This window comes from Pseudacidovorax sp. DMC4, from assembly GCF_056314265.1.
Genome location: NZ_JBQUYR010000001.1, coordinates 274,753 through 299,209 on the forward strand (window position 1 = coordinate 274,753; position 24,457 = coordinate 299,209).

The window sequence follows — 24,457 nt, forward strand, 5'->3', positions numbered from 1 at the left end:
CGCCTCAATGGCCGCAGCGGCCGCTCTCTGCGGCTGCGATCCTCCTCCTTCCCATCGGTTGACTGTGGCGAAGGAAACGCCCAGACGCTGGCCCAGCTGTTCTTGCGTGAGGTTGAGGGAGGCACGGATGGCCCTCAAGAGTGCCGGAAGTTCGCCGATTTGAAATGTCATTTTTGCGATGTTTGCAATATTTGTCCGCTCCGTCAAGCCACGTGAAGCCGTAGACGGCCGGGAAGACGCTGACGGGCAGCGTCGACCTCGCGAGCTCTGGACGCCGCCACCGTCCTACATCCGCGGGCGACGCCTTCCGCTTGGGTGCGGCCTTCCCATCGATAGGCTGCTGCCACTGGATGGTCGGCATGCCGCCTGGTTCTGCTGGCACCTGGAGAACCACCGGCCGCCGGTCCGTCCGCTTCACGCACCTCTGCGCACATCATTCATTCCGTCGAAGGAACCGGCACCATGCCCCGCTTCTCGCCCTCCACTTCCTCGCCCCGTCCGCTGCGCCGCGCCGGCGTGCCCCTGGCCCTGGCGGCCGGCTCCGTGCTGCTGCCACTGTCCGCCCTGGCCCAACAGCAGACCGCGATGGCCACCGATCCGGCCCTGCGCCCGACCGTCTCGCCCGCGCTGGACCGCATCAGCCTGTCGGTCGGCGCCTTCTATGCCGAGCCCAAGGTCAGCGCGACCGTGGGCAATTCCTTCGCTTCCTTCAATACCGGCGACGTGACCGCCGACCGCAAGGCGCTGCCGCGCATCGCCGGCGAGATCCTGCTCGGCGACAACCACGGCATCTCCTTCGAGGCCTTCCGCTACAGCCAGAACTACGCCAACGCCGGCACCGCGGGCTACACAAGTGGCCCCTTCGGCGTCACCGGCACGGCCGGCCTGAACCTGAACTTCGACCTGGACGTGGCCCGCCTGGGCTACCGCTACTGGTTCGGCTCGGGCAACACGGTGTTCGGCATCGGCGCCGGCATCGGCTACTACAAGGTCAAGCTGGAGACCAATGCCTTCGCCGCAGCCAGCGCCAATCTGCCCAGCCTGGGCTTCTACGGCACCAGCGGCAACTACAGCCGCCAGGACAGCGACGACGCCGTGGCGCCCATGCTGGAAGTGGGCGTGCGGCATGCCATCTCGCCCGACCTGCGCCTGTTCTTCGATGCCTCGGGCATCCGCAAGGGCGGCAGCAGCGGCGTGCACGGCAGCATCTACAACGCGCAGCTGGGTGCGGAATGGTTCCCGTGGCGCAATGTGGGCGTGTCGCTGGCTTATGCCGTCACCGACGTGGACCTGAAGCGCGACGACCCCGGCCTCCAGGGGCTGCGCATCAAGTTCCAGGGCCCGGTCGCGGCGGTCAAGGCCCGCTTCTGATCGGGCGCGGCGGCGGCTCCACAAGGCGCCGCCGCCTTTCGCCGGCCTGCCTCAGGCGGGCAGGCGCAGCTCGCGCGCGGCCTCGGCCGCGATCTCGTACGAGCGCAGCCGTGCGGCATGGTCGTAGATGCCGCTGGCGACGATCACTTCCTGCACGCCGGTGCGGTCCATGAAGTCCTGCAGGCCGGCGCGCACCGTCTCCTTGGTGCCGATGGCGGCGCATGAGAGCACGCTGTCGAGCAGCATGTTCTCGGACGGGCCGATGCGCTCGCGGTAGCCCGCGACCGGCGGCGGCAGCCGTCCCGGCCGGCCGCTGCGCAGGTTGACGAAGGACTGCTGCCACGAGCTGGCCAGCAGGTGCGCCTGGGCTTCATCGTCCGCCGCGAAGATGTTGAAGCCGGCCATGGCGTAGGGTTTGGCCAGCTGGGCGGAGGGCTTGAAGGTCTCGCGGTAGATGCGCAACGCCGGCATCAGCTGCTGCGGCGCGAAGTGCGAGGCGAAGGCATAGGGCAGGCCCAGGTGCGCCGCCAGTTGCGCACCGAAGGTGCTGCTGCCCAGGATCCACACGGGCACCTGCAGCCCGCGTCCCGGCACGGCCAGCACGGGCTGGCGCGGCTCGGGGCTCATGAAATCCATCAGCTCCAGCACGTCCTGCGGAAACTGGTCGGCATCGCTGGCCAAGTCGCGCCGCAGCGCGCGCGAGGTGCGCTGGTCCGAGCCCGGTGCGCGGCCCAGGCCCAGGTCGATGCGGCCGGGGTACAGCGACTCCAGCGTGCCGAACTGCTCGGCGATGACCAGCGGTGAATGGTTGGGCAGCATCACGCCGCCGGCACCGATGCGGATCGACCGGGTGCCGGCGCCGATGTAGGCCAGCAGGGTGGAGGTGGCCGCGCTGGCGATGCCCGGCATGCCATGGTGCTCGGCCAGCCAGTAGCGGCGAAAGCCCAGCGCCTCGCCATGCTGGGCGAGCGAGAGCGAGTGGCGGAAAGACTGTCCCGCATCGCCGTCGTCGCGGATCGGGGACAGGTCGAGGATGGACAGGGGCAACTGCTGCGAATCGGACATGGCGCCGATCATGAACCGATCGGATTGATCCTGCCGGCGTGGGCCCTTGCGCGCCGGAGGCCGACGCACCGACCCCGCCGTGGGGGCTTGGCACGGCTTCTTACAATCTGCCGTTTTTCGCCATAGCAAGCTGTGCGTCCCTGTGGGGAAAGCGCTGCCAGCCAGCCCTTTCATTCCTGCCCCAGGAGCATTGCATGCCTGCTTGCCGCCGGTCGCGTTCGGCCGTCCCTTCTTCTTTCTCCTCCCCGCGCCTCCCCCTGCGTCCGCTGGCCCTGGCCGCGTTCGCGCTGGGTGCGTTGCCCGCCTGGTCGCAGACGACCGCGGAGACCGCGGAACCGGCCGCCGAAGCCCCCGAGGCGCCTGCCGCGCGGCGGTCGCTCCAGAAGTCGCTCGATGCGGTCACGGTGCAGGGTGCGCGCGAAAGTGCCACCACCCGCCTGCCGCTCACGGCCCGCGAGACGCCGCAGTCCGTCACCAGCGTCACCCGCGAGCAGATCGAGCGCCAGTCGCTCACCAGCATCGACGCCGTGCTGCGCAACGTGAACGGCGTGGCCGTGAGCTTCTACGACACGCAGCGCCCGCTGTACTTTGCGCGCGGCTTCCAGATCACCGACTTCCAGATCGATGGCCTGCCCAGCTACAGCAGCACGACCAACCAGGAGTTCGACACCGCGCTGTACGAGCGCATCGATGTCGTGCGCGGCGCCAATGGCATCCTGACCGGCGTGGGCACGCCCTCGGCCACGGTGAGCCTGACGCGCAAGCGGCCGCAGCGGCAGTTCTCCGGCTCGGTGTCGTTGTCGGCCGGCTCGTGGGACTTCAAGCGCGCCGAGCTGGACCTGAACGTGCCCCTCAATGCCGACGGCAGCGTGCGCAGCCGCTTCGTCATCGCGCCGCAGAAGAGGGACTCCTTCCGCGACCGCTACTCGGAGGACAAGAACGCCATGCTGGCCGTGGTGGAGGCCGACCTGGGCAGCAGCACCGTGGCCTCCATCGGCTACCAGCGGCAGAAGAACGACCCCAAGGCGCCCATCTGGGGAACGATCCCGCGCTTTGCCACGGACGGCGGCAAGATCGACCTGCCGGTCTCCACCAGCTTCTCGCCCTCGTGGACGCGCTGGAGCCGCGAATCGGAGACGCTGTATGCCAACCTGGAGCACCAGTTCAACGACGACTGGAGCCTGCGCGCGAGCATTGCCCGCACCGAGGGCGAGACCTTCAGCCTGCGGACCTATGGTTACGGACGCACCACCTTGTCGGCGCCCTTCATCAACCGCCTGACCGGTGCCGGCATCACGCTGTACGGGTCCGTGGGCGGCGGCACCGAGACGCAGAACGCCATCGACACCTACCTGTCGGGCAAGCTGCACATCGGCGGCCGCACGCACGACGTGGTGCTGGGCATTGCCGACTACCACACGGTGACGCGCGCCGATAGCTACACCTCGCTGTCCAGCTGGCGCTACGACATCCCCAACATCTACGCCTGGAACGGCTACGCGCCGCAGCCCTACTACCGCAAGACGGGCGCCTGGAACGAGCAGACCACCGACCAGACCGGCCTGTATGCGTCGGGCCGCTGGCGGCTGACCGATGCGCTGTCGCTCATGACCGGCGTGCGCCTGACCAACTGGGAGCGTGCGACCAGCAGCTTCAACACGGCGGGTCAGTACGTGAGCACTACCGGCGTGCAGAAGGTGGAGCGCAAGAGCACGCCCTTCGTGGGCCTGATGTACGACGTCACGCCGGATGCATCGATCTATGCCAGCTACGGCCGCATCTTCAACCCGCAGAACTACCGCGACGCCAACAACAACCCGCTGGCGCCGGTGACGGGCAGCAATGCGGAGATCGGCATCAAGGGCAACCTGCTGGACGGTCGCCTCACGGGCAACTTCGCGATCTACGAGACCAAGCAGGACAACTTCGGTGTGCGCGACTCCAGCGTGCCGGCCGGCACGCTGCCCGATAACAGCTCGGCCTACCGGGCGGTGGACGGCACGCGCTCGTACGGCTTCGAGGCCGAACTGGCCGGCTTCGTGACACCGCGCTGGCGTGTGAGTGCGGGCCTGACGCGCACGAAGGTGGAGCGCAATGCGAGCGACCTGATCTACGCCAATTTCCCGGAATATCTGCTGCAGTTGTCGACGGACTATCAGCTGAGCGGCCCGCTGTCGCCGCTGTCGGTGGGCGGCGGGCTGCAGTGGCAGACCAAGATCGAGGGCTTCAACATTCCGCATCCGATCCTGGGCACGGTGACGGTGACCGATCCGCCGGTGGCGGTGCTGAACCTGCGAGCGACGTGGAAGTTCAACGAGCGGCTGAGCGCGACGCTGAACATCAACAACGCGACGAACAAGAAGTACTGGGCCAACCTGGACTACGCCAATTACGCGGATCCGCGCAACATCATGCTGACCTTGCGGGCGAAGTTCTGAGGGCTGGTTGCTGTGGGTTGAGCTGACGGTTGCTTGGGCCTGGGGTGTTTTGCTGCTGCGTCCGGTGGCGGTGATAGTGGTTTGCGGTTTGCGGTCCGCAGTCGGTAGTCGGTAGTCGGTAGTCGGTAGTCGCGGTCGATGGTCCGGCCCTGGCGCCGGTGAGGGCGTGTCGGCGCTTCAAGTGGGGCGGTCGGCGCTGCGCGCCGACTCCCCTCCGGTGCTCGGACAGACGGGCCGCGGCAGAACTCGCTACGCGCTTCGCGCTGCGCTCAAACAACTGCCGCGAGTCAGATCACGAAGCGGGCCTGTCCTTCGGCAGGCCCGCAGCCCGTCCGCCCTGCGCTGCTCGGCACCCCACAGGCGCGCCGCCACGCCCTCACCGGCACCAGGGCCTGCGTTGCGGTTGATCGGCTGGCATCACGTCCTGCGCCCCTCACCGCTCACCGCTTACTGCTCACTGCTCACCGCTCACCGCTCACTGCTTATCTTGCCGCCCTGGCCGGACTCCGTCCCCCGCTGGGGAAGGCAGGGATGGGGGCCGGTGCGCCACCGTGGTTGATTTCCGCGCAACTCCGGCCTCTTGGATGCCCAACGCCCGCCTCCACGCGCCGGCGCCGGGCCCAGGGCGCGAGGGCGATTTCGGGGTCGGCGAGGCGCGCAGGATGGACGGGCTGCAGGCCTGCCGAAGGACAGGCCTGCTTCGTGAACTGACTCGCGGCAGTTGTTTGAGCGCAGCGCGAAGCGCGTAGCGAGTTCTGCCGCGGCCCGTTCATCCGAGCACCGCAGCGGAGTCGGCCCACAGGGCCGACCGACCCCGTATGAGCCCGCGCGCCCTGGGCCCGGCGACGGCGCGCACCCCAGCGACAAGCAAGGCCCCAAACGCCAAAAAGGCCCAAGACCTGAAGAAACCTGGGCTCCAGGGCCTTCAACCCACCCTACCCCCCGATCGTCCGATCCAGAAAGCCCACGATCCGCGCCGTCACCTCGTCGCGGTTCGTCTCGTTCAGCAACTCGTGCCGGGCCTGCGGATACAGCGTCAGCTCCACATCCTTGACACCCGCATCGCGGTAGCGCTGCGCCACCACTTCAAGGGCCGCCCCGCCGCCCGCGATGGGATCGGCATCGCCCGAGAGGATCAGGATCGGCAGATCGGACCGGATACCGGCCAGCACCGCCGGGTCCGCGGCGCGGGCCAGCGTCTCGATGCCGGTGAAGGGCTCCGGAACGAAGCCACAGGCCGGGTCGGCGCAGTAGCGGTCCACCTCGGCCGCATCGCGGCTCAGCCATTCGAAGCCGGTGCGGTGCTCGAAGCCCTGGTTCAGCGAACTCAGGTCCACGGGCCCCGGCGCGGTCATCATGGCCACGATGCCGGAGACTTCGGTCGAGCCCAGCAGGACCGCCGCCTCCACGTCCCGCGAATGGTCGAGCAGGAACTGCTGCGTGGCGAAGGAGCCCATGCTGTGGCCGATGAGCGCCAGCGGCAGGCCGGGATGGTCCTGGCGGATGCGGTGGTTGAGTTGCAGCAGGTCGTCCACCCAGCCCGGCCAGCCGTCGCGGCCCCAATGGCCATATCGGCCCTGCGCCGTGCGGCCCGATCCGCGGCCATCGGGCGCATAGACCAGGTAGCCCGCGGTGGCCAGCGCCTCGCCGAAGCGGCGGTAGCGCCCGCCGTGCTCGCCCAGCCCATGCTGGACCTGGACGATGCCGCGCGGCGCACCCTCGGGCGACCAGCGCCAGGCCTGGATGCGGATGCCGTCGCGCGAGTTGAACTCGATGCTGTCTTCTGTCATGGAACGTCTCCTGGATGAGGGCAACGAACCATTCTAGGAAGCGACCCCGGCCGGGCCGGACGCGCCGGCGTCAGCGCGCCGAGCGCGCGCCGGCCGCCCTCAGCGCGACGAATTGGCCGGACAGGTGCGCAGGCCGAGCAGCGTGTAGGCCGGGCAGAAGCGCAGCAGCCCCGTGGCCAGCGGCACCAGGCCGATCCAGCCCCAGGCACCGATCACGCCAGCCAGCGCCAGGCCGATGAGCACGAGGCCTGCCACGATCCGCAGCACGCGGTCCAGGGTTCCGACATTGGGGGTCATGAGTGCTCCTCGATGAGTGAGATGGACAAGGGCGCCGCCACTCAGGCGGACGCCGCAGAGAACTGGCGGAAGGCTTCCACGGCACTGGCGGCGCACATCGCGGACGGCCCGCCGCCCATGTAGATGGCCACGCCCAGCGCCTCGTGCACCTCGGCCTCGGTCGCGCCCAGCCGGGCCAGCGCCTTGGTGTGGAAGCCGATGCAGCCCTCGCAGTGGGCCGCGACGCCCGCGGCCAGCGCGATCAGCTCCTTGGTCTTGGCACTGAGCGCGCCCTCGGCCATGGCGGCCTTGCCCATGTCGGCGAAGCCCTTCATCACGCCGGGCACGGTCTGCTGCAAGGGCACGAGTTGCGCGGAGATGTCGTGGGTGATCTGTCGGTAGTCGGTCATGGCGGATTCCTGCTCGGCAGGGCCGGCCACGAAGCCGCGACACTCGACCCAGCACAAGGCCATCATATTAGGAAGACCTAATATTCAACCAACGCCGGCCAGCGCGTTTGCACCATCCATGACCCACATCAACCCCGAGCACGCCCTGCTCCAGGAAGGCGCCCAGCAGGCCGCCGCCTTCCTGCGTGCGCTGGGCAACGAATCCCGTCTGCTGGTGCTGTGCCTGCTGGGCAAGCACGGCGAGCTGTCGGTGGGCGCGCTGCAGGCGGAGGTGGGCCTCGGCCAGTCGGCGCTGTCGCAGCACCTGGCCCGCCTGCGCGAGGACGGCCTGGTCGCCAGCCGGCGCGAGGGCCAGACGGTGTACTACCGCATCGACGATCCCAGGGCCGGCCGCATGATCGACCTGCTGGCCGAGCTGTTCTGCCCCTGAGATTCTCAGAAGAAGGGCCCGGGCACGTCGAAGTCCGCCGTCTCCAGGCAGGCCTCCCGCAGCGCCGCCACCAGGGGCCGCGGATCGTCGTGGCGGAAGTGGAAGCCGTAGTCCAGCGTCGCCAGCGGCTCCGTGGCGGCCAGGCGGCAGAGCACGCCGCGCTGCACCAGTCCGTCGGCCAGCCCGCGCGGCAGCATGCCGATGCCCTGCCCCGCCGCCAGCAGGCTGGCGACCGCGCCCCATTGGCTGCAACTCAGCACCGCGCGCGGCCGGGCACCGGCGCGGGCCATCCAGCCGTCCTGCAACTGCGTGACGCCCGAGCCGCGCGGCAGCGCGACCAGCGTGTGGCGCGACCAGGACTCGGCATCCAGCCGTTCGACGCCGGCCGCCAGCGCGGCCGAGGCGCACCAGACGAAGGCCGCCTGCCCGAGAGGCACGGCGCTCAAGGTCGGCCGCGAGGCGGCGCCCGAGATCACGGCGGCGTCCAGCTCGGCCTGCGCGACACGCCGCGCCAAGTGCGCGCCGATGTCCACCTCGATGCGCAGCTCCAGCGCCGGATGACGCGCGCGCAGCCAAGCCACGGCGCGCGCCAGCCAGGTCATGGACGCGAGTTCGCCCGTGCCCAGGTGCGCGGTACCGCCCAGCGCCGCGCCGGGCCCCACGGCCATCCGGGCCTGCTCGGCACGCTGCAGCAGGTCGGCCGCCAGCGGCAGCAGGCGCTGGCCGGCCTCGGTGAGCCGGGCGCGATGGCCCGCGCGGTCGAACAGCGGCGCGCCCAGGGCCGACTCCAATTCGGCCAGCCGCTTGGAGAGCGACGACACGCTCAGGTGCAGCCGCTCGGCCGCCAGCGCAAAGCTGGCGCAGGTCGCGGCCCAGTAGAAGGCTTCCAGTTGCTTGAGCGTCACTTGTTCGATTTCCGTGGAATGGACTGCGCCGGATTATTCGCTTTCACTCACTCGCAGGACTGCCTAAAGTCCCACCTCGTCGCCCGCCCGCCGATCCGGCGCAGGCCGACAGCTTCACCCTCTGCCCATGACCCAGCCCTCGACACCCGCCGCCGACGCCGCCGACGCCGCCCTCGCCCCACCGCCCGCCACCGCCCCGGCGCCGGCCCACGACCCCTGGCGCGCCTTCAGCGGCGGCGCCGCGCGCGGCCCGCTGGCCGAGGTGCTGGCCCTCGACGACTTCCAGCGCCTGGCCGCGCGTCGCCTGCCGCGCGCCATCTATGGCTACGTGGCCGGCGCCGCCGAGACCAACAGCAGCCTGGACGACAACCGCCGCGCCTTCGCCGACTGGGGCTTCGTGCCGCGCGTGCTGGCCAACGTGTCGCAGCGCGACCTGGGCACGGAGCTCTTCGGCCGCCGCTACGCCGCGCCCTTCGGCATCGCGCCGATGGGCATCGCCGCGCTCTCGGCCTACCGCGGCGACGAGTTCATGGCGAGCGCCGCCGCACGCGCCGGCATCCCCTACGTACTGAGCGGCAGCTCGCTCACGCCGATGGAGAAGGTCATCGCAGCCGGCCCCGGCAGCTGGTTCCAGGCCTACCTGCCGGGCCAGCCCGAGCGCATCGACGCCCTGCTCGACCGCGTGGAGCGCGCCGGCTTCGAGACGCTGGTGATCACCGCCGACGTGCCCGTGGCCGGCAACCGCGAGAACAACATCCGTGCCGGTTTCTCGACCCCACTACGCCCCAGCCTGCGCCTGGCCTGGGACGGGTTCACCCACCCGCGCTGGACGCTGGGCACGCTGCTGCGCACGCTGGCCGACGGCATGCCGCACTTCGAGAACTCCTTCGCCGAGCGCGGCGCGCCGGTCATCTCCCGCAACGTGGAGCGCGACTTCTCCAAGCGCGACCATTTCGACTGGTCGCACATCGCCCGCATCCGCCGCCGCTGGCGCGGACCGCTGGTGGTCAAGGGGCTGGTGTCGCCCCAGGACGCCGCGCTGGCCCGCCAGCATGGCGCCGACGGCATCGTGCTCTCCAACCACGGCGGGCGGCAGCTCGACGGGGCCGTCTCGGCACTGCGCACCCTGCCGGCCGTAATGGACGTGGCCGGCGATATGGCGGTGATGATGGACGGCGGCATCCGCCGCGGCAGCGACGTGCTCAAGGCCCTGGCGCTGGGCGCGCGCTTCGTGTGGGTGGGCCGACCCTTCAACTTCGCGGCGGCGGTGGCGGGCGAGGCGGGCGTGGCCCATGCCATTCAGCTGCTGTCGGCCGAAGTGGACCGCAACCTCGCCATGCTCGGCGTGACGCGGCCGGGTCAGCTCTCGCGCGACTTCCTCATGCCGCGGGGTCCGCTGCCGGTGTGATGGGCCAGGCCTGCTGCAGGCGCCGCAGCTCGCTGGTGAGCTGGTGCACCGAAAAGGGCTTGGTCAGTACCGCCATGCCCGGCTCCAGCTGGCCGTCCCTGAGCAGCGCGTTTTCCGCATAGCCAGTGATGAAGAGCACCGGCAACGCCGGTCGCAGGCTGCGCGCCGCGTCGGCCAGTTGCCGCCCGTTCATGCCACCCGGCAGGCCCACGTCGGTGATCAGCAGGCGCACCTCGGGCGAATCGCGCAGCATCGCCATGCCGGCCAACGAGTCGGCGGCCTCCAGCACCCGGCAGCCCAGGTCGCGCAGCGTCTCGGCGACGATCTGGCGCACGGCCTCCTCGTCCTCCACCACCAGCACGGGCCAGTCGGCCTGCGCCGCCATGTCGGGCTCGGCCTGCATGCCGTTCGATGCCGCGGGTACCGCGCCCTCGAGCGCGCGGGGCAGGTGGATCGACACCACCGTGCCCTGCCCCACCTCGGATGCGATGCGCACCTGCCCGCCGGACTGGCGCGCGAAGCCGTAGATCATCGACAGCCCCAGCCCCGTGCCCTGTCCCAGCGGCTTGGTGGTGAAGAAGGGATCGAAGGCCTTGCCCAGCACGTTCGCCGGCATGCCCACGCCGTTGTCGGTCACGCGCAACAGCAGGTAGTCGCCCTCGGGCAGGTCGTGGGCGCGGGCGGCGGCGCCGGCCATGTGGACATTGAGCGTCTCGATCAGCACCTGCCCGCCATCGGGCATGGCGTCGCGGGCATTGATGCACAGGTTGAGCAGCGCGTTCTCCAGTTGAGACGGATCGACCAGCGCCGGCCAGGGGGCCGGCTCGGCATGCGTGACGATGTGCACCTGCGGGCCCACAGTGCGCTGGATGAGCTCGACCATGCCGGCCGCCAGCTCGTCCACCTGCGTGGGCCGCGGCGCCAGCGTCTGCCGGCGCGAGAAGGCCAGCAGCCGGTGCGTGAGCGCGGCTGCGCGGCGCGTGGCGTCCTGCGCCGTGCGGATGTAGCGGGCCAGGTGCTCGGGCTGGTTCTGCCGCAGCCGAATGTCCATCAGCTCCAGCGCGCCGGAGACGGCCGCCAGCATGTTGTTGAAGTCGTGGGCCAGGCCGCCGGTGAGCTGGCCGATGGCTTCCATCTTGCGGGCCTGGTGCAGCGCCTCCTCGGCGGCCTCCAGCTCGCGGGTGCGTTCGCTCACGGCGTCCTGCAGGGCGTCGCGGGAGCGGCTCAGCATCTCGCGCGCGTCGATGATGGCGTCCATCTCGGTGCAGATGCCCACCCAGGCCATGGCGCTGTCGGCCTCTCCCGCCACGGGGTGCGCGCGTGACAGCCACCAGCGGTAGCCCTCGCGGCGGCTGCGCATGCGGAACTCCGCCTCGTAGGGCATGCGGGCCTTCACCGCGCGCTGCCAGGCGCCGGCCAGCGCCGGCAGGTCGTCCGGATGCACGAAGTCGCCCCAGCCTTCGTCCAGGAAGCGCTCGCGCGGCTGGCCGCTGAAGGCCGTCCAGCGCGGGCTGACGTAGCGCACCAGCCCGGCCCGGTCGGCCGTCCAGACGAAGCCGGGCAGCTCGTCGAGGATGCGTCGCTGCTGCTCGGCCTCGGCCGCCAGTTGCTGCTGGGCCAGCACACGGGCCGTGGTCTCGGTGGTGAAGCAGAACACGCCGCGCACCAAGTCGCCGTCGTAGATGGGCGAGTACGAGTACGACCACCAGGTCTGCTCCTCGCGGCCATAGCGCGCCATGGTGATCGGCACATCGACGAAGCGGCTGGCCTGGCCGGCCAGCGCCTGCTCCAGCGGGCCACGCACGGCCTCCCAGGCGTCGGACCACAGCACGGGCAGCGACTGGCCCAGCGCGCCATCCAGCCGCGGCCCCAGGATCGGCCGGTAGGCGTCGTTGAAGAAGAAGGTCAGCGCATCGCCCCAGACCAGGTACATGCTCTCGGGCGAATTGAGCATGAGCCCCAGCGCGTTGCGCAGCGCGCCCGGCCATTGCTCCGCGGGCCCGAGCGGCGTCGCGGCCCAGTCATGGGCCCGCACCGCCGCGCCCATGGCGCCGCCGTCGACAGGAAGGGGGGAATTCATCTGCGCTGTGATCTGGTCAGGGCCCGTCGGCAAGACGGCGGGTGGTGGCCGCCGGGGCGACGGCCGACATTGTCGCGAACTGTGAATCGAAGCCTGCGAATCGCCCTGCTTTTCCGTCATCCCGCGCGGCAAGCGGCGCCGACCTGCAGGCGTTCAACGGCCCCGCGCCGACTTGCGGCGCGGCGTCGCGGCGCGCAACTCGCCCTTGACGGGCGGCGGCGGGGGCGGCGACTGCAGCTGCTCGATGGACAGCAACGCATCCACGTGGCCGACGAAATGCTCCAGGTAGCCCGGCGACAGCTGCTGCATCAGCGCCAGCGCCCGGTGGACCAGGTGGTGCGAGTTGAGCGGCCCCGCCTGCGCCGGCACCTGCGCGGTGGCCTCGCGCAGCCGCTGCTGGGCCGACAGGCGCGACCAGGTGCCGCGGAAGCGCCGCAGCGCCTTGAGCTCCGGCGGCCGGGATTGCCCCTCGGCCGTCGCCAGCAGCGGTGGCCCATCCTCGGGGGCGCTGCGGCCACGCTGCGCCAGGGCATCGGCCAGCTGGCCGAGGGCGCCGCGCGTCGCCGTCGCCGGCGCTTCGCTGGCCTGACCCGGCCGCGCAGCCAGGCCGGCGGCATAGCGATCGAGGGCTGCCTCCAACCGGGGCATGAGTAGGTGCTGGATCCGCTGCGGCTGCCCGACGGTGCGCCGCGCCAGCGCTTCCATCGCGAGGAATGCGGCGGGATCGGCCCGGTCCGCCCCGGCATCGCGCCAGGCGGCGAGGCGCGCCTGCAGTGCGGTCATCGCACTCATCAGGGCTTGGCCGCGGCCTTGCCGGCCTCGGTGCGGGCGGGCCGCGGCATGGGCGCCATCTCCACGCGGCGGTTGCGGGCGCGGCCGTCGGCGTCGGCATTGGAGGCGACGGCCTGCTGCGAACCGAAGGCCGCGGCGAACACGGCATCGGCCGGAATGCCCTCATCGATCAGCGCGCGGGTCACGGTCAGCGCCCGCTGGGCGGACAGCTCCCAGTTGTCGGCGAAGCGGCGACTGTCGCCGCGCACCTGCCGGTCATCGGTGAAGCCGCTGACCATCAGAATCTCGCCGCGCTCGCGCAGGTAGCGGCCCAGCGGCCCGGCCAGGGTCTTGAGCAGCTGGCGGCCCTCGGGCTGCAGCTCGTCCGAGGCGAAGGCGAAGAGCACGCTGCCGCTGATGCCGATGCGGCCGTCCGCCAGCGTCACGCGGCCGGCGGCCAGCGGGCCGGCCAGGGCCTGCTCCAGCGTCTGCAGCCGGCGGGCGGCCTGCTCGCGCTGCTGCACCTCGGCCTTGAGGCGATCGGCCAGCTCCATCTGCATGCCCAGCGCCGCGACGAGGATGAGCGCGAAGGCGCCCAGCACGCCGGCCATCAGGTCGCCGAAGACGGCCCAGACCGGCACCGCCGGCTCGGCGCCGCCGTCGACGAGGTCGTCGTTCAGGGCTGCCATGGTGCGGCTCCGCCGGATGCGCCTTGCTCCTTCCCCCCCTTGGGGAGGGCTGGGGCGCCGGATGCGCCTTGCTCCCTCCCCCCCTGGGGGAGGGCTGGGGTGGGGGCCTGCGGCGCCTCGATCAGCGCCTGCGTCATGCTGGCCCCCATCCCTGCCTTCCCCCAGAGGGGGAAGGAGTTCCAACGCGACTCTCGCGCGGCGCCGGTCACGCGGCGGCCTCCACCCCGCGCTGGGCGGCCAGGTGCTGCAGGTCGTCGATGATCTGTTTCTGCGCGCCGATGCTCAGCTCGATCACCTCGCGGGCCTGGGCCACGTAGTAGTCCAGCTGCTCGTCGCTGCGGGCCAGGGACTTGGTCAGCGCCGTCTCGATGCCCTTGAGCTGGGTCAGCAGCTCGGCGTTGGCCTGGCCGAAGAGCTGCACGGCGCCGCCGAAGGCCTCGCCCAGGCTGGCCACTTCGACCGCGCTGGCGCCCAGCTGCGTGCCGGCCTCGTCCAGGCGCGCGGCCTGGGCGTCCAGCGCCTGGCCGAAGCGCTCGACCTGCGCCTGCAGGGTCTCGCCGAACTGGCCGCTGGCGCGCTCCATCAGGCCGGCGGTGGTGTCCACCAGCGCATCGATGGCGCCGCGCTGCTCGGTGGCCTGGCGGTTGAGCGCCTCCAGCAGCGTGCCCAGGGTCTGCATCAGGCGCTCGCGTTCCTCCAGCGTGGCCTGGTCGCGGGCCATGCTGTCGCTGATGCGCTCGCGCAGCTCGCCCATGACCTCGGCCGCGGCGCGGGGTGCTTCGGCGGCGGCCTGCACCAGTTGGCCGATCTCGGCCAGGGTGCGCCGGGCCTGCGCCTCCATCTGCGTGCTCATGTCGGTGGCGGTGCGGGCCAGGGCGGCGCCGGCTTCGCGCAACTGGCCGGTGGCGTGCTCGCCGGCCGCCTCCCACTGCGTGCGCAGGGTGGCGACGGTGGTTTCGAGGGCGCCGGTCCAGGCCGCCTGACGCTCGGCCTCCTGCGCGGCGCGCTGCTCGATCTGCGCCAGGGTGCGCTCGGCCTGGGCCTGGGCGGTGCTGCCGATGTCGATGGCGGCCTGGCGCAGCTGCTCGCCCACCTGCTGCCATTGGCCCACGGCCTCGCCGGTGGCGCGCTGCAGGCCTTCGGCCACCTGTCCGGTGGCCTGCTGCAACTGGCCGGCGGCCTGGCTGCTGGCCAGGGCCAGGGCCTCGGCGGCGCCGGTGCTGGCGCGTTCGAGCTGACCGGCGATCTGGCCGCTGGCACGCTCCAGTTCGGCAGAGGCGGCGCGGCCGGCCTGCAGCCACTGGTCGGCGGCGGCACTGCCGGTCTGCTGCCATTGCTCGCGCAGGTTGGCCGCCATGGTCTCCAGGGCGGCCGTCCATTGCTGGAGGCGGCCGTCGTCCAGCGCGGCGCGGCGTTCCATCTCGGCCAGGGTGCGGCGGGCCTGCGCCTCGGCATGGCCCCCCACCTCGGCGGCGGTGTGGCGCAGGGCGTCGCCCAGCTGCTGCCACTGGCCGGCGGATTCGGCGCCGGCGGCGCGCCATTCCTCGCGCAGCGCGGTGGCGGTGGTTTCGAGCGCGGCGCGCCAGTCGGCCAGGCGGCTTTCGTCGGCGGTGGCACGGCGGTCCAGGTCGGCCAGCAGGCGCTGGGCCTGGGCCTCGGCACCGGCGGTGATGTCGCGCACGCTGCGCGACAGCGTCTCGCCGACGCACTGCCATTCGCCGGTGGCCTGGGCGCCGGCCTGCTGCCACTGCTGATGCAGTTCCTCGGCCAGGCTGCGCAGCGCGCCGGTCCAGGCGGCCAGGCGGGTGTCGTCGTGGGCGGCCAGGCGGGTCTGCAGCTCGGTATGGGCGGCTGCGACGCCTTCGCGCAGGGCGGCGGCCTGGCCGACGAAGCCTTCGGCAGCGCGCTGCAGGGCGGCCTCGTGGCGCACGGCCATCTGCTCGGCACCGGCGGCCTGCTGCGACAAGGTCTCGGCCCATCGCTGGCCGAGGGTTTCGGACTGGCGGTCCAGGTGGGCCGCCAGGTCATCGGCCAGCGCCAGACTGTGCTGCTGCGTGTGCTGGGTGAAGCGGGCCAGCGCCTCGTCCAGGGCCGCATCGCGCTGCTCGGCATGACCGGAGAAACGGGCCAGCGCCTCGTCGAAGGCGCGGCTGCCGGCGGTCTGCGCCGCCTGCTGCTCGGCCAGGGCATTGCGCCACAGGCCGGCGACCTCGGTGGTGGCCTGGCCGAAGCGCTCGGCCACGCCGTCGAGCTGGCGGCGCACCTGCTCGGCCATGGCGGCCTGCAGGCGGCCGCTTTCCTGGGCCAGGCCGGCCAGCGTGGCCTCGATGGCGGGCTGGATGGCGGCGCCGCTCAGGCGCGCGCCCTCGGCCACGCTTTCCTTGAGGCTGCGCTCGACCGAGGCGGCCAGCGCGACATAGGCCGATTCGGCCTGGGTGTGGAAGCGGGCCTGATCGGCGGTGAGCCGCTCGTTCAAGGCCTGCTGCTGGCGCTCCAGCGCCTCCATGCTGGCCTGCAGCCGCTCGACCAGCGTGGGCAGCAGGCCGGCCTGCTGTTCCATCAGCTTGAACGAGGCTTCGCGGTGGTGCGTGGCCGAGAAAGCGCGCAGCGGGCCGGCGATGGCGGCGTCCAGCTGCTGGCCCACCTGCACCCGCTCGCGGCGGGCCAGGGCCGACATCAGGCCCAGCGCCGCCGAGGCGGCCACGCCGGCCACCGAGGTGCCGAAGGCCAGGCCCAGGCCACGCACCGGGGCCGACAGCGCATCGCGGATGCCCTGCAGCTCGGTCGCCCCAGTCAGTGCGGCGCCGGTGCCGTCCAGGGTGACGACCATGCCCATGAAGGTGCCCAGCATGCCCAGCAGCACCAGCAGGCCGGTGATGTAGGGCGCGAGCGCAGGGCCGGGCAAGGCGACGCGGCCGCCTTCGATGCGCTGGCGGACGGCGCCCTGCAGCGCGGGCTCGACCGGGACCAGCCAGGCATGGCGGGCATCGGCCGGGGCGCTGCCGAGGCTGTCGAGCGCGCGGGCCAGTGCGCGGGTCGCGCGGTCGAAGCGCAGCAGCTCCACGCCACCCACCAGATAGAACACACCGATCAGCACCATCACCGCCAGCGCGAGCGGCTGGCGGCCCAGGTAGCCGGCGCCCACCCACAGCACGGCGGCCAGTCCGGCCGCGAACACCGCCCCTTGCAGGGCCTTGGCAATCAGTCTCGTCATTCGTCCTTGTTTCCTGGTGTGGCCACCGTCGGCGCGGCGGCGCCCGGTGGCCGGAGGGCTTCGAGCAGGGCCAGCGCGGGCTGCATCCGCAGCTCCAGCTCGGCCAGCAGCACGGTGTGCAGGTCCTGGCGGAAGGGTTCCTGCCAGCTTTCGTCCTCGGGCCCATGCGCCTCGGCGAGGCGGCGGAAGTGCTTCTCGAGCATCGGCGCCACGCCGGCCATGAGCCGGTCCTCATGCGGGCCCAGGGTCTGGGCCATCACGGCATCGACGGCGGCCAGCCGCGCCAGTTCGGGCGAGCGGGCCGCCACCACGGCACGCAGCCGCTCGCGCAGCAGGCCAATGGCCATCTCCATCGCCTGCTGGCGCGCCAGGTAGCGCTGCCGATAGGGCGAGAAGCCGATGCCCTGCTCGAAGGTGGAGCGGCCGGCGGCGGCGGCCTCCTTGGCATGGCCGTGAGCCAGCACGGCGCGCACGCGCTCGACCTCGGCCTGCTCCTGCGGCCAGGGATCGTCGGTGGTGGAAGGGGCGCCGGCAGCGCTCGGGGCCGGCAGCGGCCGTTCGAGGGCCGCTGACAGCGAGATGGCGTCCGTCCAGCCGAGCCAGTGGCTCAGGCGGTCGGCGAAGGCGTCTCTGGAATCCCGGACCTGCGCCCGCGGACCGGCAAGGCCGGCCAGCAGTCGCACAAGCGCCGCACCGGTCAGGCCCGTGCGCACGGTGGTGAGCGCCATGGGGGTTGCCGGATCGAAAAACCGCGCAGTCTACACCGGGGGTGCGTCGGCTCCGGCCGCGCCACCTGACAGCTTTGTCATCTTGCCGTCAGCGAGGCGTCGGCCCCCGGCGCCCACAGTGGCGGCCGTGTCTGCCATGCTGCCCATGCCTTCCCTCGCCCACGACCGCTTCCCGCGCCGCGAGCGCCCTGCCCTTGCACGGCGGCGCTCGCCCAAGCTCCCGCTGACCGCCCTGTGCGCCGCCCTGCTGATGGCGGGCTGCGCCGTCGGTCCCGACTACCAGCCGCCGCCCGTGCCCAGTGGCGCCAGCCAGGGCGCCTTCAAGGAAGACGGCCCCTGGCGCCCCGCGGCGCCGAAGGCGGCCGATGCCGACTCGCCATGGTGGAGCCAGTTCGGCGATCCGCAACTGGACGCGCTGGTCGCCCAGGCCATGACGGCCAGCCCCACGCTGGCCCAGGCCTCGGCCACCTACCGCCAGGCGCAGGCGCTGGTCGACGGCGCCTCAGCCGGCTTCTTCCCGACCGTGGGCGCCAGCGCCTCGGGCGGGCGCGGGCGCAGCAAGAGCAGCGGCACCTCGGTGCTGGGCGACACCCATGCCTGGTCGCTGCAGGCGGCCTGGGAGCCGGACTTCTTCGGCAAGGTGCGCCGCGGCGCCGAAGCGGCGGCCGACAGCGCCCAGGCCAGCGCCGCCGACCTGGCCGCGGCCCGGCTCACGCTGCAGGCGGCCGTGGTCAACGACTACATCCAACTGCGCCTGGACGACCGCCAGAAGGCGCTCTACGTGCGCACCGTGGCGGGCTACCGCGATTCGCTGCGGCTGGCGCAGGCGCAGTACCGCGCCGGCACCGCATTGCGCTCGGACGTGGCGCTGGCCGAAAGCAACCTGGCCTCGGCCGAGGCCCAGGCCATCGACATCGACCTGACCCGCCGCCAGCTGGAACATGCGCTGGCCGTGCTGCTGGGCAGGACGCCGGGCGAGTTCTCGCTGGAGCCACTGGCCGGCGAGGCGCCCTCCGCGCTGGCGCTGCCCGTGATGCCGCCCGGCCTGCCGTCGCAGCTTCTGGAGCGCCGCCCCGACATCGCCGGTGCCGAACGCCGCGTGGCCGCCGCCAATGCACAGATCGGCGTGGCCACTGCCGCGTACTACCCCGACTTCACGCTCAGTGCGAGCGGCGGCTTCTCGGGCGCCGGCCTCACCGCCTGGGCCCGCACGCCCGACAAGGTGTGGGCGCTGGGCTTCGCGCTCGCGGCCTCGATCTACGACGGCGGTGCCCGCAGCGCCAAGGTGGCGCAGGCGCGCGCCGCCTTCGACGGTGCCGCCGCCGGCTACCGCCAGACGGTGCTCGCCGCCTTCCAGGACGTGGAGGACAACCTGGCCGCCCTGCGCGAGCTGGCCCGCGAGCGCGAGGCGCAGAACCGCGCCGTGACCGCCGCCCGCGACTCGCTGCGCGTGGTGCTGAGCCAGTACCGCGCCGGCACCGCCAACTACACCACCGTCGTCACCACCCAGGCGCTGGCGCTGACGGCCGAGCGCAGCGCGCTGCAGCTCGAAGGCCGGCAGTACGCCGCCAGCGTCGCGCTGGTCAAGGCGCTGGGCGGCGGTTGGGGCACGGGCCAGTTGCCCGCCATCCCCCACGCCAGCGACGCCGCCGACGCCGCGCCTGCCGGCACGCCTGCCGCGACGCCCACGGCGGCGTCCGCCCCCTCCGCCGAAATCGCTGCCTCCGCCAGCCCCGCCACGCGCTGATCCGTCTTTCCGTCGAACGCCATGTCCCTGCCCCATCGCACCCCCCTCGTCTCCCGCCGCGGCCGCACGGTCGGCGCGGCGGTCGCCACCGTCGCCCTGCTGATCGCCGCCTGGCATCCCGGCCTGCACCGTGACGCGCACGCCGCCGAGCCCGCCAAGGCCCCAACCGCCGTGCCGGTGCGCCTGGCCACGGTCCAGCGCAAGGACGTGCCCCTGGCCATGACCGGCATGGGCAGCGTGCTGCCCATGGCCTCGGTCACCGTCCGCACGCGGGTGGACGGCCAGTTGGAGGCCGTCAACTTCAAGGAAGGCCAGGACGTGAAGGCCGGCCAGGTGCTGGCGCGGCTCGATGCCCGCGCCCTGCAGGCGGCCCTGGCCCAGGCCCAGGGCACGCTGGCGCGCGACAACGCGCAGCTGACCAATGCCCGCGCCGACCTGCAGCGCTATACGGAGCTGCAGCAGCAGGACGCCGCCACCCGCCAGCAGCTGGACACCCAGGCCGCCCTGGTGCGCCAGCTCACCGCTACCGTGCAGAGCGACACCGCCGCCGTCTCGGCCGCGCAGGTGCAGCTGAGCTACGCCACGCTCGCCGCGCCGCTGTCGGGCCGCATCGGCGCCCGGCTGGTGGACCCCGGCAACATCGTCCACGCCACCGACGCGGCCGGCCTGCTGGTCATCAACCAGATCGACCCCATCGCCGTGCAGTTCACCCTGCCCGAAAGCGCCTTCCAGGCCATCAACACGGCCCTGCACGGACCGGCGCCGCTGCAGGTGCAGGCCATCGACCGCGCTACCCATGAGGTGCTGGCCACCGGCGAGCTCACGCTGCTGAACAACCAGATCGACGTCACCACCGGCACCATCGCCATGAAGGCCCGATTCGCCAACCCCGACCACAAGCTGTGGCCGGGGCAGTCGGTGGATGCCCGGCTCGTCCTGGGCCAGCGGCGCGATGCGCTGACCGTGCCCGTCTCCGCCGTGCAGCGCGGCCCCAACGGGCTGTTCAGCTACGTGGTCGATGCCGACAACAAGGCGCGCGTGCAACCCATCGAGGTGGGCAGCAGCGAGGGCAACACCGCCGTGGTGACGAAGGGCCTCAAAGCGGGCGACCGCGTGGTGACCGACGGCCAGTTCCGCCTGGCGCCCGGCACCGCTGTGCGCGAGGCCAGAGAAGGCGGCGAGGGCAAGGGCGCCGCCCCGGGCGCCGACAAGCCTGCCGGCGCCAAGGCCGCCAACGGCCCACAGGGAGCCGCCTCGTGAGCATTTCCGCCGCCTTCATCCGCCGGCCCATCGGCACCTCGCTGCTGGCCGTGGCGCTGCTGCTCATCGGCCTGGTGGCCTGGCCGATGCTGCCCGTGGCACCACTGCCGCAGGTGGACTTCCCGACGCTGCAGGTCACCGGCCGCCTGCCGGGCGCCAGTCCCGAGACCATGGCCTCGAACGTGGCGCAGCCGCTGGAGCGGCAGTTCTCGTTGATCCCCGGCCTGTCGCAGATGACCTCGACCAGCTCGCTGGGCCTGACGCAGATCACGCTGCAGTTCGACCTGGACCGCAACATCGACGGTGCCGCGCTGGACGTGCAGACCGCCATCAACTCGGCCACCGGCCAGCTGCCCAAGAACCTGCCCAGCCCGCCGAGCTTCCGCAAGATCAACCCGGCCGATGCGCCGGTGCTGATCCTGGCCGTGCAGTCGCAGGTGCTGCCGATGACGCAGGTGGACGACTACGCCGAGAACATCCTCGCGCAGCAGATCTCGCGCATCGAGGGCGTGGGCCTGGTCAACGTGTTCGGCCAGCAGAAGCCGGCCGTGCGCATCCAGGTCGACCCGGCCAAGATCCGCGGCCTGGGCCTGAGCCTGGAGGACATCCGCGGCGTGATCGCCAACACCACGGTGAGCGCACCCACCGGCACGCTGGACGGCGCCGCGCAGGCCATGAACGTCTACACCAACGACCAGTTGCTCAAGGCCGCACCGTGGAACGACATGGTGCTGGCGTATCGCAACGGCGCGCCCATCCGCGTGCGCGACGTGGGCGTGGCCGTGGACGGGCCCGAGAACGCCAAGATCGCCGCCTGGGCCTTCCCCGGCAAGGCCGAGCCCGAGGGCAGCCACATCGAGCCGGGCCAGGCCATCTCGCTGGCCATCACCAAGATGCCGGGCGCCAACGTGATCGACACGGTGGACCGCATCTTCGCGGCGCTGCCCAAGCTCAAGGCCTCGATCCCGCCCAGCGTGACGGTCAGCACCATCATCGACCGCACGCAGACCATCCGCGCCTCGGTCAAGGACGTGGAGTTCACGCTCGTGCTGTCGGTGGCGCTGGTGGTGGCGGTGATCTTCGTCTTCCTGCGCAGCATGACCGTCACGCTGATCCCCAGCGTGACCGTGCCGCTGGCCCTGCTGGGCACGGCGGCCGTGATGTACGTGCTGGGCTATTCGCTGGACAACCTCTCGCTCATGGCGCTGACCATCGCGGTGGGCTTCGTGGTGGACGACGCCATCGTGATGCTGGAGAACATCTACCGCCACATCGAGGACGGCATGCCGCCGATGCAGGCGGCGCTGCAGGGGGCGCAGGAGATCGGCTTCACCATCGTCTCGATCTCGGTCTCTCTAGTGGCCGTGTTCATTCCGCTGCTGCTGATGGGCGGCATCGTGGGCCGCCTGTTCCGCGAGTTCGCGGTGACGGTGACGCTGACCATCGCGGTGTCGGTGGTGGTATCGCTCACGCTCACGCCCATGCTGTGCGCCAAGTTCCTGAAGAACCCGCATGGCGACGGCACGCATGCCGCACCGAAGCACGGCAAGCTCTTCGACCTGTTCGAGCGCGGCTTCGAGGCCATGATCGGCGGCTACCGCCGTGCGCTGGAAGTGGTGCTGCGCCATCCCTTCATCACGCTGATGAGCTTCATCGCGACGGTGGCGGCCACGGTGGCGCTGTTCATCGTGATCCCCAAGGGCTTCTTCCCGCAGCAGGACACGGGCTACATCTTCGGCACCGCGGTGGCAGGGCAGGACTCCTCGTCCGAGGCCATGCACGGGCGCATGCTGGCCCTGGCCGACATCGTGCGGCAGGACCCGGACGTCACCGCCTTCGGCCTGCAGGCCGGTGCCAGCACCTTCAACTCGGGCAACTTCTTCATCGGCCTCAAGCCCAAGGAAGACGGCCGCACCGAGACCGCCGATGAGATCATCGGCCGCCTTCGGCCCAAGCTGGCGCGCGTGCCCGGCATCACGCTCTACATGCAGGCCGGGCAGGACATCAACGTCGGCGGCCGGCTGGCGCGCACGCAGTACCAGTACACGCTCACCGACACCGACCTGGGCGAGCTCGACACCTGGACGCAGCGCATCACCCAGCGGCTGCAGCAGCTGCCCGCCCTGACCGACGTGAGCTCCGACCAGCAGAACGCCGCGCCCATGGCCAGCCTGACCATCGACCGCCAGCGCGCCTCCAGCTATGGCATCACGCCGGCACTGATCGACGCCACCCTGTACGACGCCATCGGCCAGCGCCAGGTGGCGCAGTACTTCACCCAGCTCAACAGCTACAACGTGGTGCTGGAAGTGACGCCTGCACTGCAGCAGGACCCGAGCCTGTTCGACCGGCTGTTCATCACCTCGCCCATCAACGGCCAGCAGATCCCGCTGTCCACCTTCGTGAAGCTGGACACCACCCGCACCAGCTACCTGGCCGTGAACCACCAGGGCCAGTTCCCGGCGGCGACCATCTCCTTCAACCTCAAGCCCGGCTTCGCGCTCGGCCAGGCGGTCGAGCAGATCCAGCAGGCGCAGGCCGAGATGGGCGTGCCGCCCACGCTCACCGGCAGCTTCCAGGGCACGGCGCAGGCCTTCAGCGCATCGCTGCGCACGCAGCCCTACCTGATCCTGGCGGCGCTGATCGCGGTGTACATCGTGCTGGGCCTGCTGTACGAGAGCTACATCCACCCGCTCACCATCCTCTCCACCCTGCCCTCGGCCGGCGTGGGGGCGCTGCTGATCCTGATGGCGGGCGGCTACGATCTGAGCGTGATCGCACTCATCGGCATCATCCTGCTCATCGGCATCGTCAAGAAGAACGGCATCATGATGGTGGACTTCGCCCTGCATGCCGAGCGCGACCGCGGCATGAGCCCGCGCGACGCCATCTTCGAGGCCTGCGTGCTGCGCTTCCGCCCCATCATGATGACCACCATGTGCGCCCTGCTCTCGGGCCTGCCGCTGATGCTGGGCCACGGCGCCGGCTCCGAGCTGCGCCGGCCGCTGGGCTATGCCATGGTGGGCGGGCTGCTGCTGTCGCAGGTGCTCACGCTCTTCACCACGCCGGTGGTCTACCTCTACCTCGACCGCGCCCACCACTGGTACATGCGCCGCAAGGCCGCGGGTGCCGCACGCGCCGCCACGCCGCGGCTGGAGGCCGCCCAGCCATGATGCGGGTGCTGATCGTCGAGGACGAGCGCAAGACGGCCGACTACCTCAGCCAGGGCCTGACCGAGCAGGGCTGCACGGTGGACGTCGCCTACGACGGCATCGACGGCCAGCACCTGGCGCTGCACCACGACTTCGACGTCATCGTGCTCGACGCCATGCTCCCGGGCCTGGACGGCTTCGAGGTGTTGCGCTCGCTGCGCGCCGTCAAGGGCACGCCGGTCATCATGCTCACCGCCCGCGACGGCGTGGAAGACCGGGTGCGGGGCCTGCAGGGCGGCGCGGACGACTACCTGGTCAAGCCCTTCTCGTTCATCGAGCTGCAGGCCCGGCTGCAGGCCCTCACGCGCCGCGGCCGCGCGCAGGAGCCCACGCTGCTGCGCGTGGGCGATCTGCAGATCGACCTGATCAGCCGCCGCGCCCTGCGCGCCGGCCAGCGCATCGACCTCACGGCCAAGGAATTCGCGCTGCTCACCCTGCTGGCACGGCGCCAGGGCGACATCCTGTCCAAGACCGCCATCGCCGAGCAGGTGTGGGACATGAACTTCGACAGCAACACCAATGTGGTCGAGGTGGCCATCAAGCGCCTGCGCGGCAAGATCGACCTGCCCTTCGCCCAAGCGCTGCTGCACACGGTGCGCGGCATGGGCTATGTGCTGGAAGAGCGCGCGCCGGGCACTGCCGGCGGCGACGACGACTGAGGGC

The 24,457-nt window shown here is 71.6% G+C and carries 18 protein-coding genes and 1 pseudogene; 8 read left to right on the forward strand and 11 right to left on the reverse strand.

Annotation, left to right across the window (positions count from 1 at the left end; all coding sequences use genetic code 11):
- Positions 1-54 precede the first annotated feature (54 nt).
- Positions 55-171: pseudogene (locus ACT54X_RS01210) on the reverse strand (helix-turn-helix domain-containing protein); the annotation flags it as partial.
- A 291-nt stretch (positions 172-462) separates the two neighbouring features.
- Here ACT54X_RS01210 and ACT54X_RS01215 point away from each other — a divergent pair.
- Positions 463-1,371 (forward strand): hypothetical protein, encoded by a 909-nt coding sequence (locus ACT54X_RS01215; protein ID WP_294366391.1) that lies wholly within the window; start codon positions 463-465, stop codon positions 1,369-1,371.
- A 51-nt stretch (positions 1,372-1,422) separates the two neighbouring features.
- On the opposite strand, the gene ACT54X_RS01220 is transcribed toward ACT54X_RS01215, so the two are convergent.
- Complete coding sequence (locus ACT54X_RS01220) at positions 1,423-2,436, reverse strand: LLM class flavin-dependent oxidoreductase (protein WP_476344568.1); 1,014 nt, start codon at positions 2,434-2,436, stop codon at positions 1,423-1,425.
- Positions 2,437-2,630: 194 nt separating this feature from the next.
- Between ACT54X_RS01220 and ACT54X_RS01225 the strand changes: the two genes are divergently transcribed.
- A complete protein-coding gene (locus tag ACT54X_RS01225) occupies positions 2,631-4,874 on the forward strand; it encodes a TonB-dependent siderophore receptor (protein ID WP_294366394.1) in 2,244 nt (747 codons plus the stop codon).
- 935 nt (positions 4,875-5,809) lie between these two features.
- Here ACT54X_RS01225 and ACT54X_RS01230 read toward each other — a convergent pair.
- The 3 genes from ACT54X_RS01230 to ACT54X_RS01240 all read right to left on the reverse strand — a co-directional run bounded on the left by ACT54X_RS01230 (position 5,810) and on the right by ACT54X_RS01240 (position 7,350).
- A complete protein-coding gene (locus ACT54X_RS01230; RefSeq protein ID WP_294373736.1) occupies positions 5,810-6,664 on the reverse strand; it encodes an alpha/beta hydrolase in 855 nt (284 codons plus the stop codon).
- A gap of 99 nt (positions 6,665-6,763) precedes the next feature.
- Positions 6,764-6,961, reverse strand: a complete 198-nt coding sequence (locus ACT54X_RS01235) for a YgaP family membrane protein (protein ID WP_017760462.1) — start codon at positions 6,959-6,961, stop codon at positions 6,764-6,766.
- 41 nt (positions 6,962-7,002) lie between these two features.
- Positions 7,003-7,350, reverse strand: coding sequence for a carboxymuconolactone decarboxylase family protein (locus tag ACT54X_RS01240; protein WP_476344570.1), 348 nt, complete (start codon positions 7,348-7,350; stop codon positions 7,003-7,005).
- Between the two features lie 118 nt (positions 7,351-7,468).
- Here ACT54X_RS01240 and ACT54X_RS01245 point away from each other — a divergent pair, with 118 nt between their 5' ends.
- Positions 7,469-7,780, forward strand: a complete 312-nt coding sequence (locus tag ACT54X_RS01245; RefSeq protein ID WP_294373749.1) for an ArsR/SmtB family transcription factor — start codon at positions 7,469-7,471, stop codon at positions 7,778-7,780.
- Between the two features lie 5 nt (positions 7,781-7,785).
- On the opposite strand, the gene ACT54X_RS01250 is transcribed toward ACT54X_RS01245, so the two are convergent.
- A complete protein-coding gene (locus ACT54X_RS01250; protein WP_476344572.1) occupies positions 7,786-8,685 on the reverse strand; it encodes a LysR family transcriptional regulator in 900 nt (299 codons plus the stop codon).
- 127 nt (positions 8,686-8,812) lie between these two features.
- Here ACT54X_RS01250 and ACT54X_RS01255 point away from each other — a divergent pair, with 127 nt between their 5' ends.
- Complete coding sequence (locus ACT54X_RS01255) at positions 8,813-10,093, forward strand: alpha-hydroxy acid oxidase (RefSeq protein ID WP_476344573.1); 1,281 nt, start codon at positions 8,813-8,815, stop codon at positions 10,091-10,093.
- Here ACT54X_RS01255 and ACT54X_RS01260 read toward each other — a convergent pair.
- The 5 genes from ACT54X_RS01260 to ACT54X_RS01280 form a co-directional block, all read right to left on the reverse strand.
- The gene (locus tag ACT54X_RS01260) at positions 10,065-12,173 is read right to left on the reverse strand and encodes an ATP-binding protein (protein ID WP_476344574.1); all 2,109 of its coding nucleotides are present in this window, start codon (positions 12,171-12,173) and stop codon (positions 10,065-10,067) included. The genes ACT54X_RS01255 and ACT54X_RS01260 overlap by 29 nt on opposite strands.
- A gap of 153 nt (positions 12,174-12,326) precedes the next feature.
- A complete protein-coding gene (locus ACT54X_RS01265) occupies positions 12,327-12,965 on the reverse strand; it encodes a DUF2894 domain-containing protein (RefSeq protein ID WP_476344575.1) in 639 nt (212 codons plus the stop codon).
- Positions 12,965-13,633, reverse strand: a complete 669-nt coding sequence (locus ACT54X_RS01270) for an OmpA family protein (RefSeq protein ID WP_476344576.1) — start codon at positions 13,631-13,633, stop codon at positions 12,965-12,967. The genes ACT54X_RS01265 and ACT54X_RS01270 overlap by 1 nt, the downstream gene beginning before the upstream one ends.
- A gap of 205 nt (positions 13,634-13,838) precedes the next feature.
- Complete coding sequence (locus ACT54X_RS01275) at positions 13,839-16,847, reverse strand: DUF802 domain-containing protein (protein ID WP_476344577.1); 3,009 nt, start codon at positions 16,845-16,847, stop codon at positions 13,839-13,841.
- Positions 16,844-17,575, reverse strand: coding sequence for a DUF3348 family protein (locus tag ACT54X_RS01280; protein ID WP_294373765.1), 732 nt, complete (start codon positions 17,573-17,575; stop codon positions 16,844-16,846). Before ACT54X_RS01280 ends, ACT54X_RS01275 begins: the two co-directional genes overlap by 4 nt.
- Positions 17,576-17,711: 136 nt before the next feature.
- Between ACT54X_RS01280 and ACT54X_RS01285 the strand changes: the two genes are divergently transcribed.
- Genes ACT54X_RS01285 through ACT54X_RS01300 form a run of 4 tightly spaced genes read left to right on the forward strand, consistent with a single transcriptional unit; the run spans position 17,712 to position 24,453 of the window.
- Entirely contained in the window at positions 17,712-19,322 is a 1,611-nt protein-coding gene (locus ACT54X_RS01285) for an efflux transporter outer membrane subunit (RefSeq protein WP_476345088.1), read from the forward strand.
- 21 nt (positions 19,323-19,343) lie between these two features.
- Positions 19,344-20,582 carry an efflux RND transporter periplasmic adaptor subunit gene (locus ACT54X_RS01290; protein WP_476344579.1) on the forward strand — a complete coding sequence of 413 codons (1,239 nt, stop codon included), beginning with the start codon at positions 19,344-19,346 and terminating at the stop codon, positions 20,580-20,582.
- Positions 20,579-23,755, forward strand: a complete 3,177-nt coding sequence (locus ACT54X_RS01295) for an efflux RND transporter permease subunit (protein ID WP_476344580.1) — start codon at positions 20,579-20,581, stop codon at positions 23,753-23,755. The genes ACT54X_RS01290 and ACT54X_RS01295 overlap by 4 nt, the downstream gene beginning before the upstream one ends.
- Positions 23,755-24,453 carry a heavy metal response regulator transcription factor gene (locus ACT54X_RS01300; RefSeq protein ID WP_114804383.1) on the forward strand — a complete coding sequence of 233 codons (699 nt, stop codon included), beginning with the start codon at positions 23,755-23,757 and terminating at the stop codon, positions 24,451-24,453. Before ACT54X_RS01295 ends, ACT54X_RS01300 begins: the two co-directional genes overlap by 1 nt.
- The last annotated feature ends 4 nt before the right edge of the window (positions 24,454-24,457 follow it).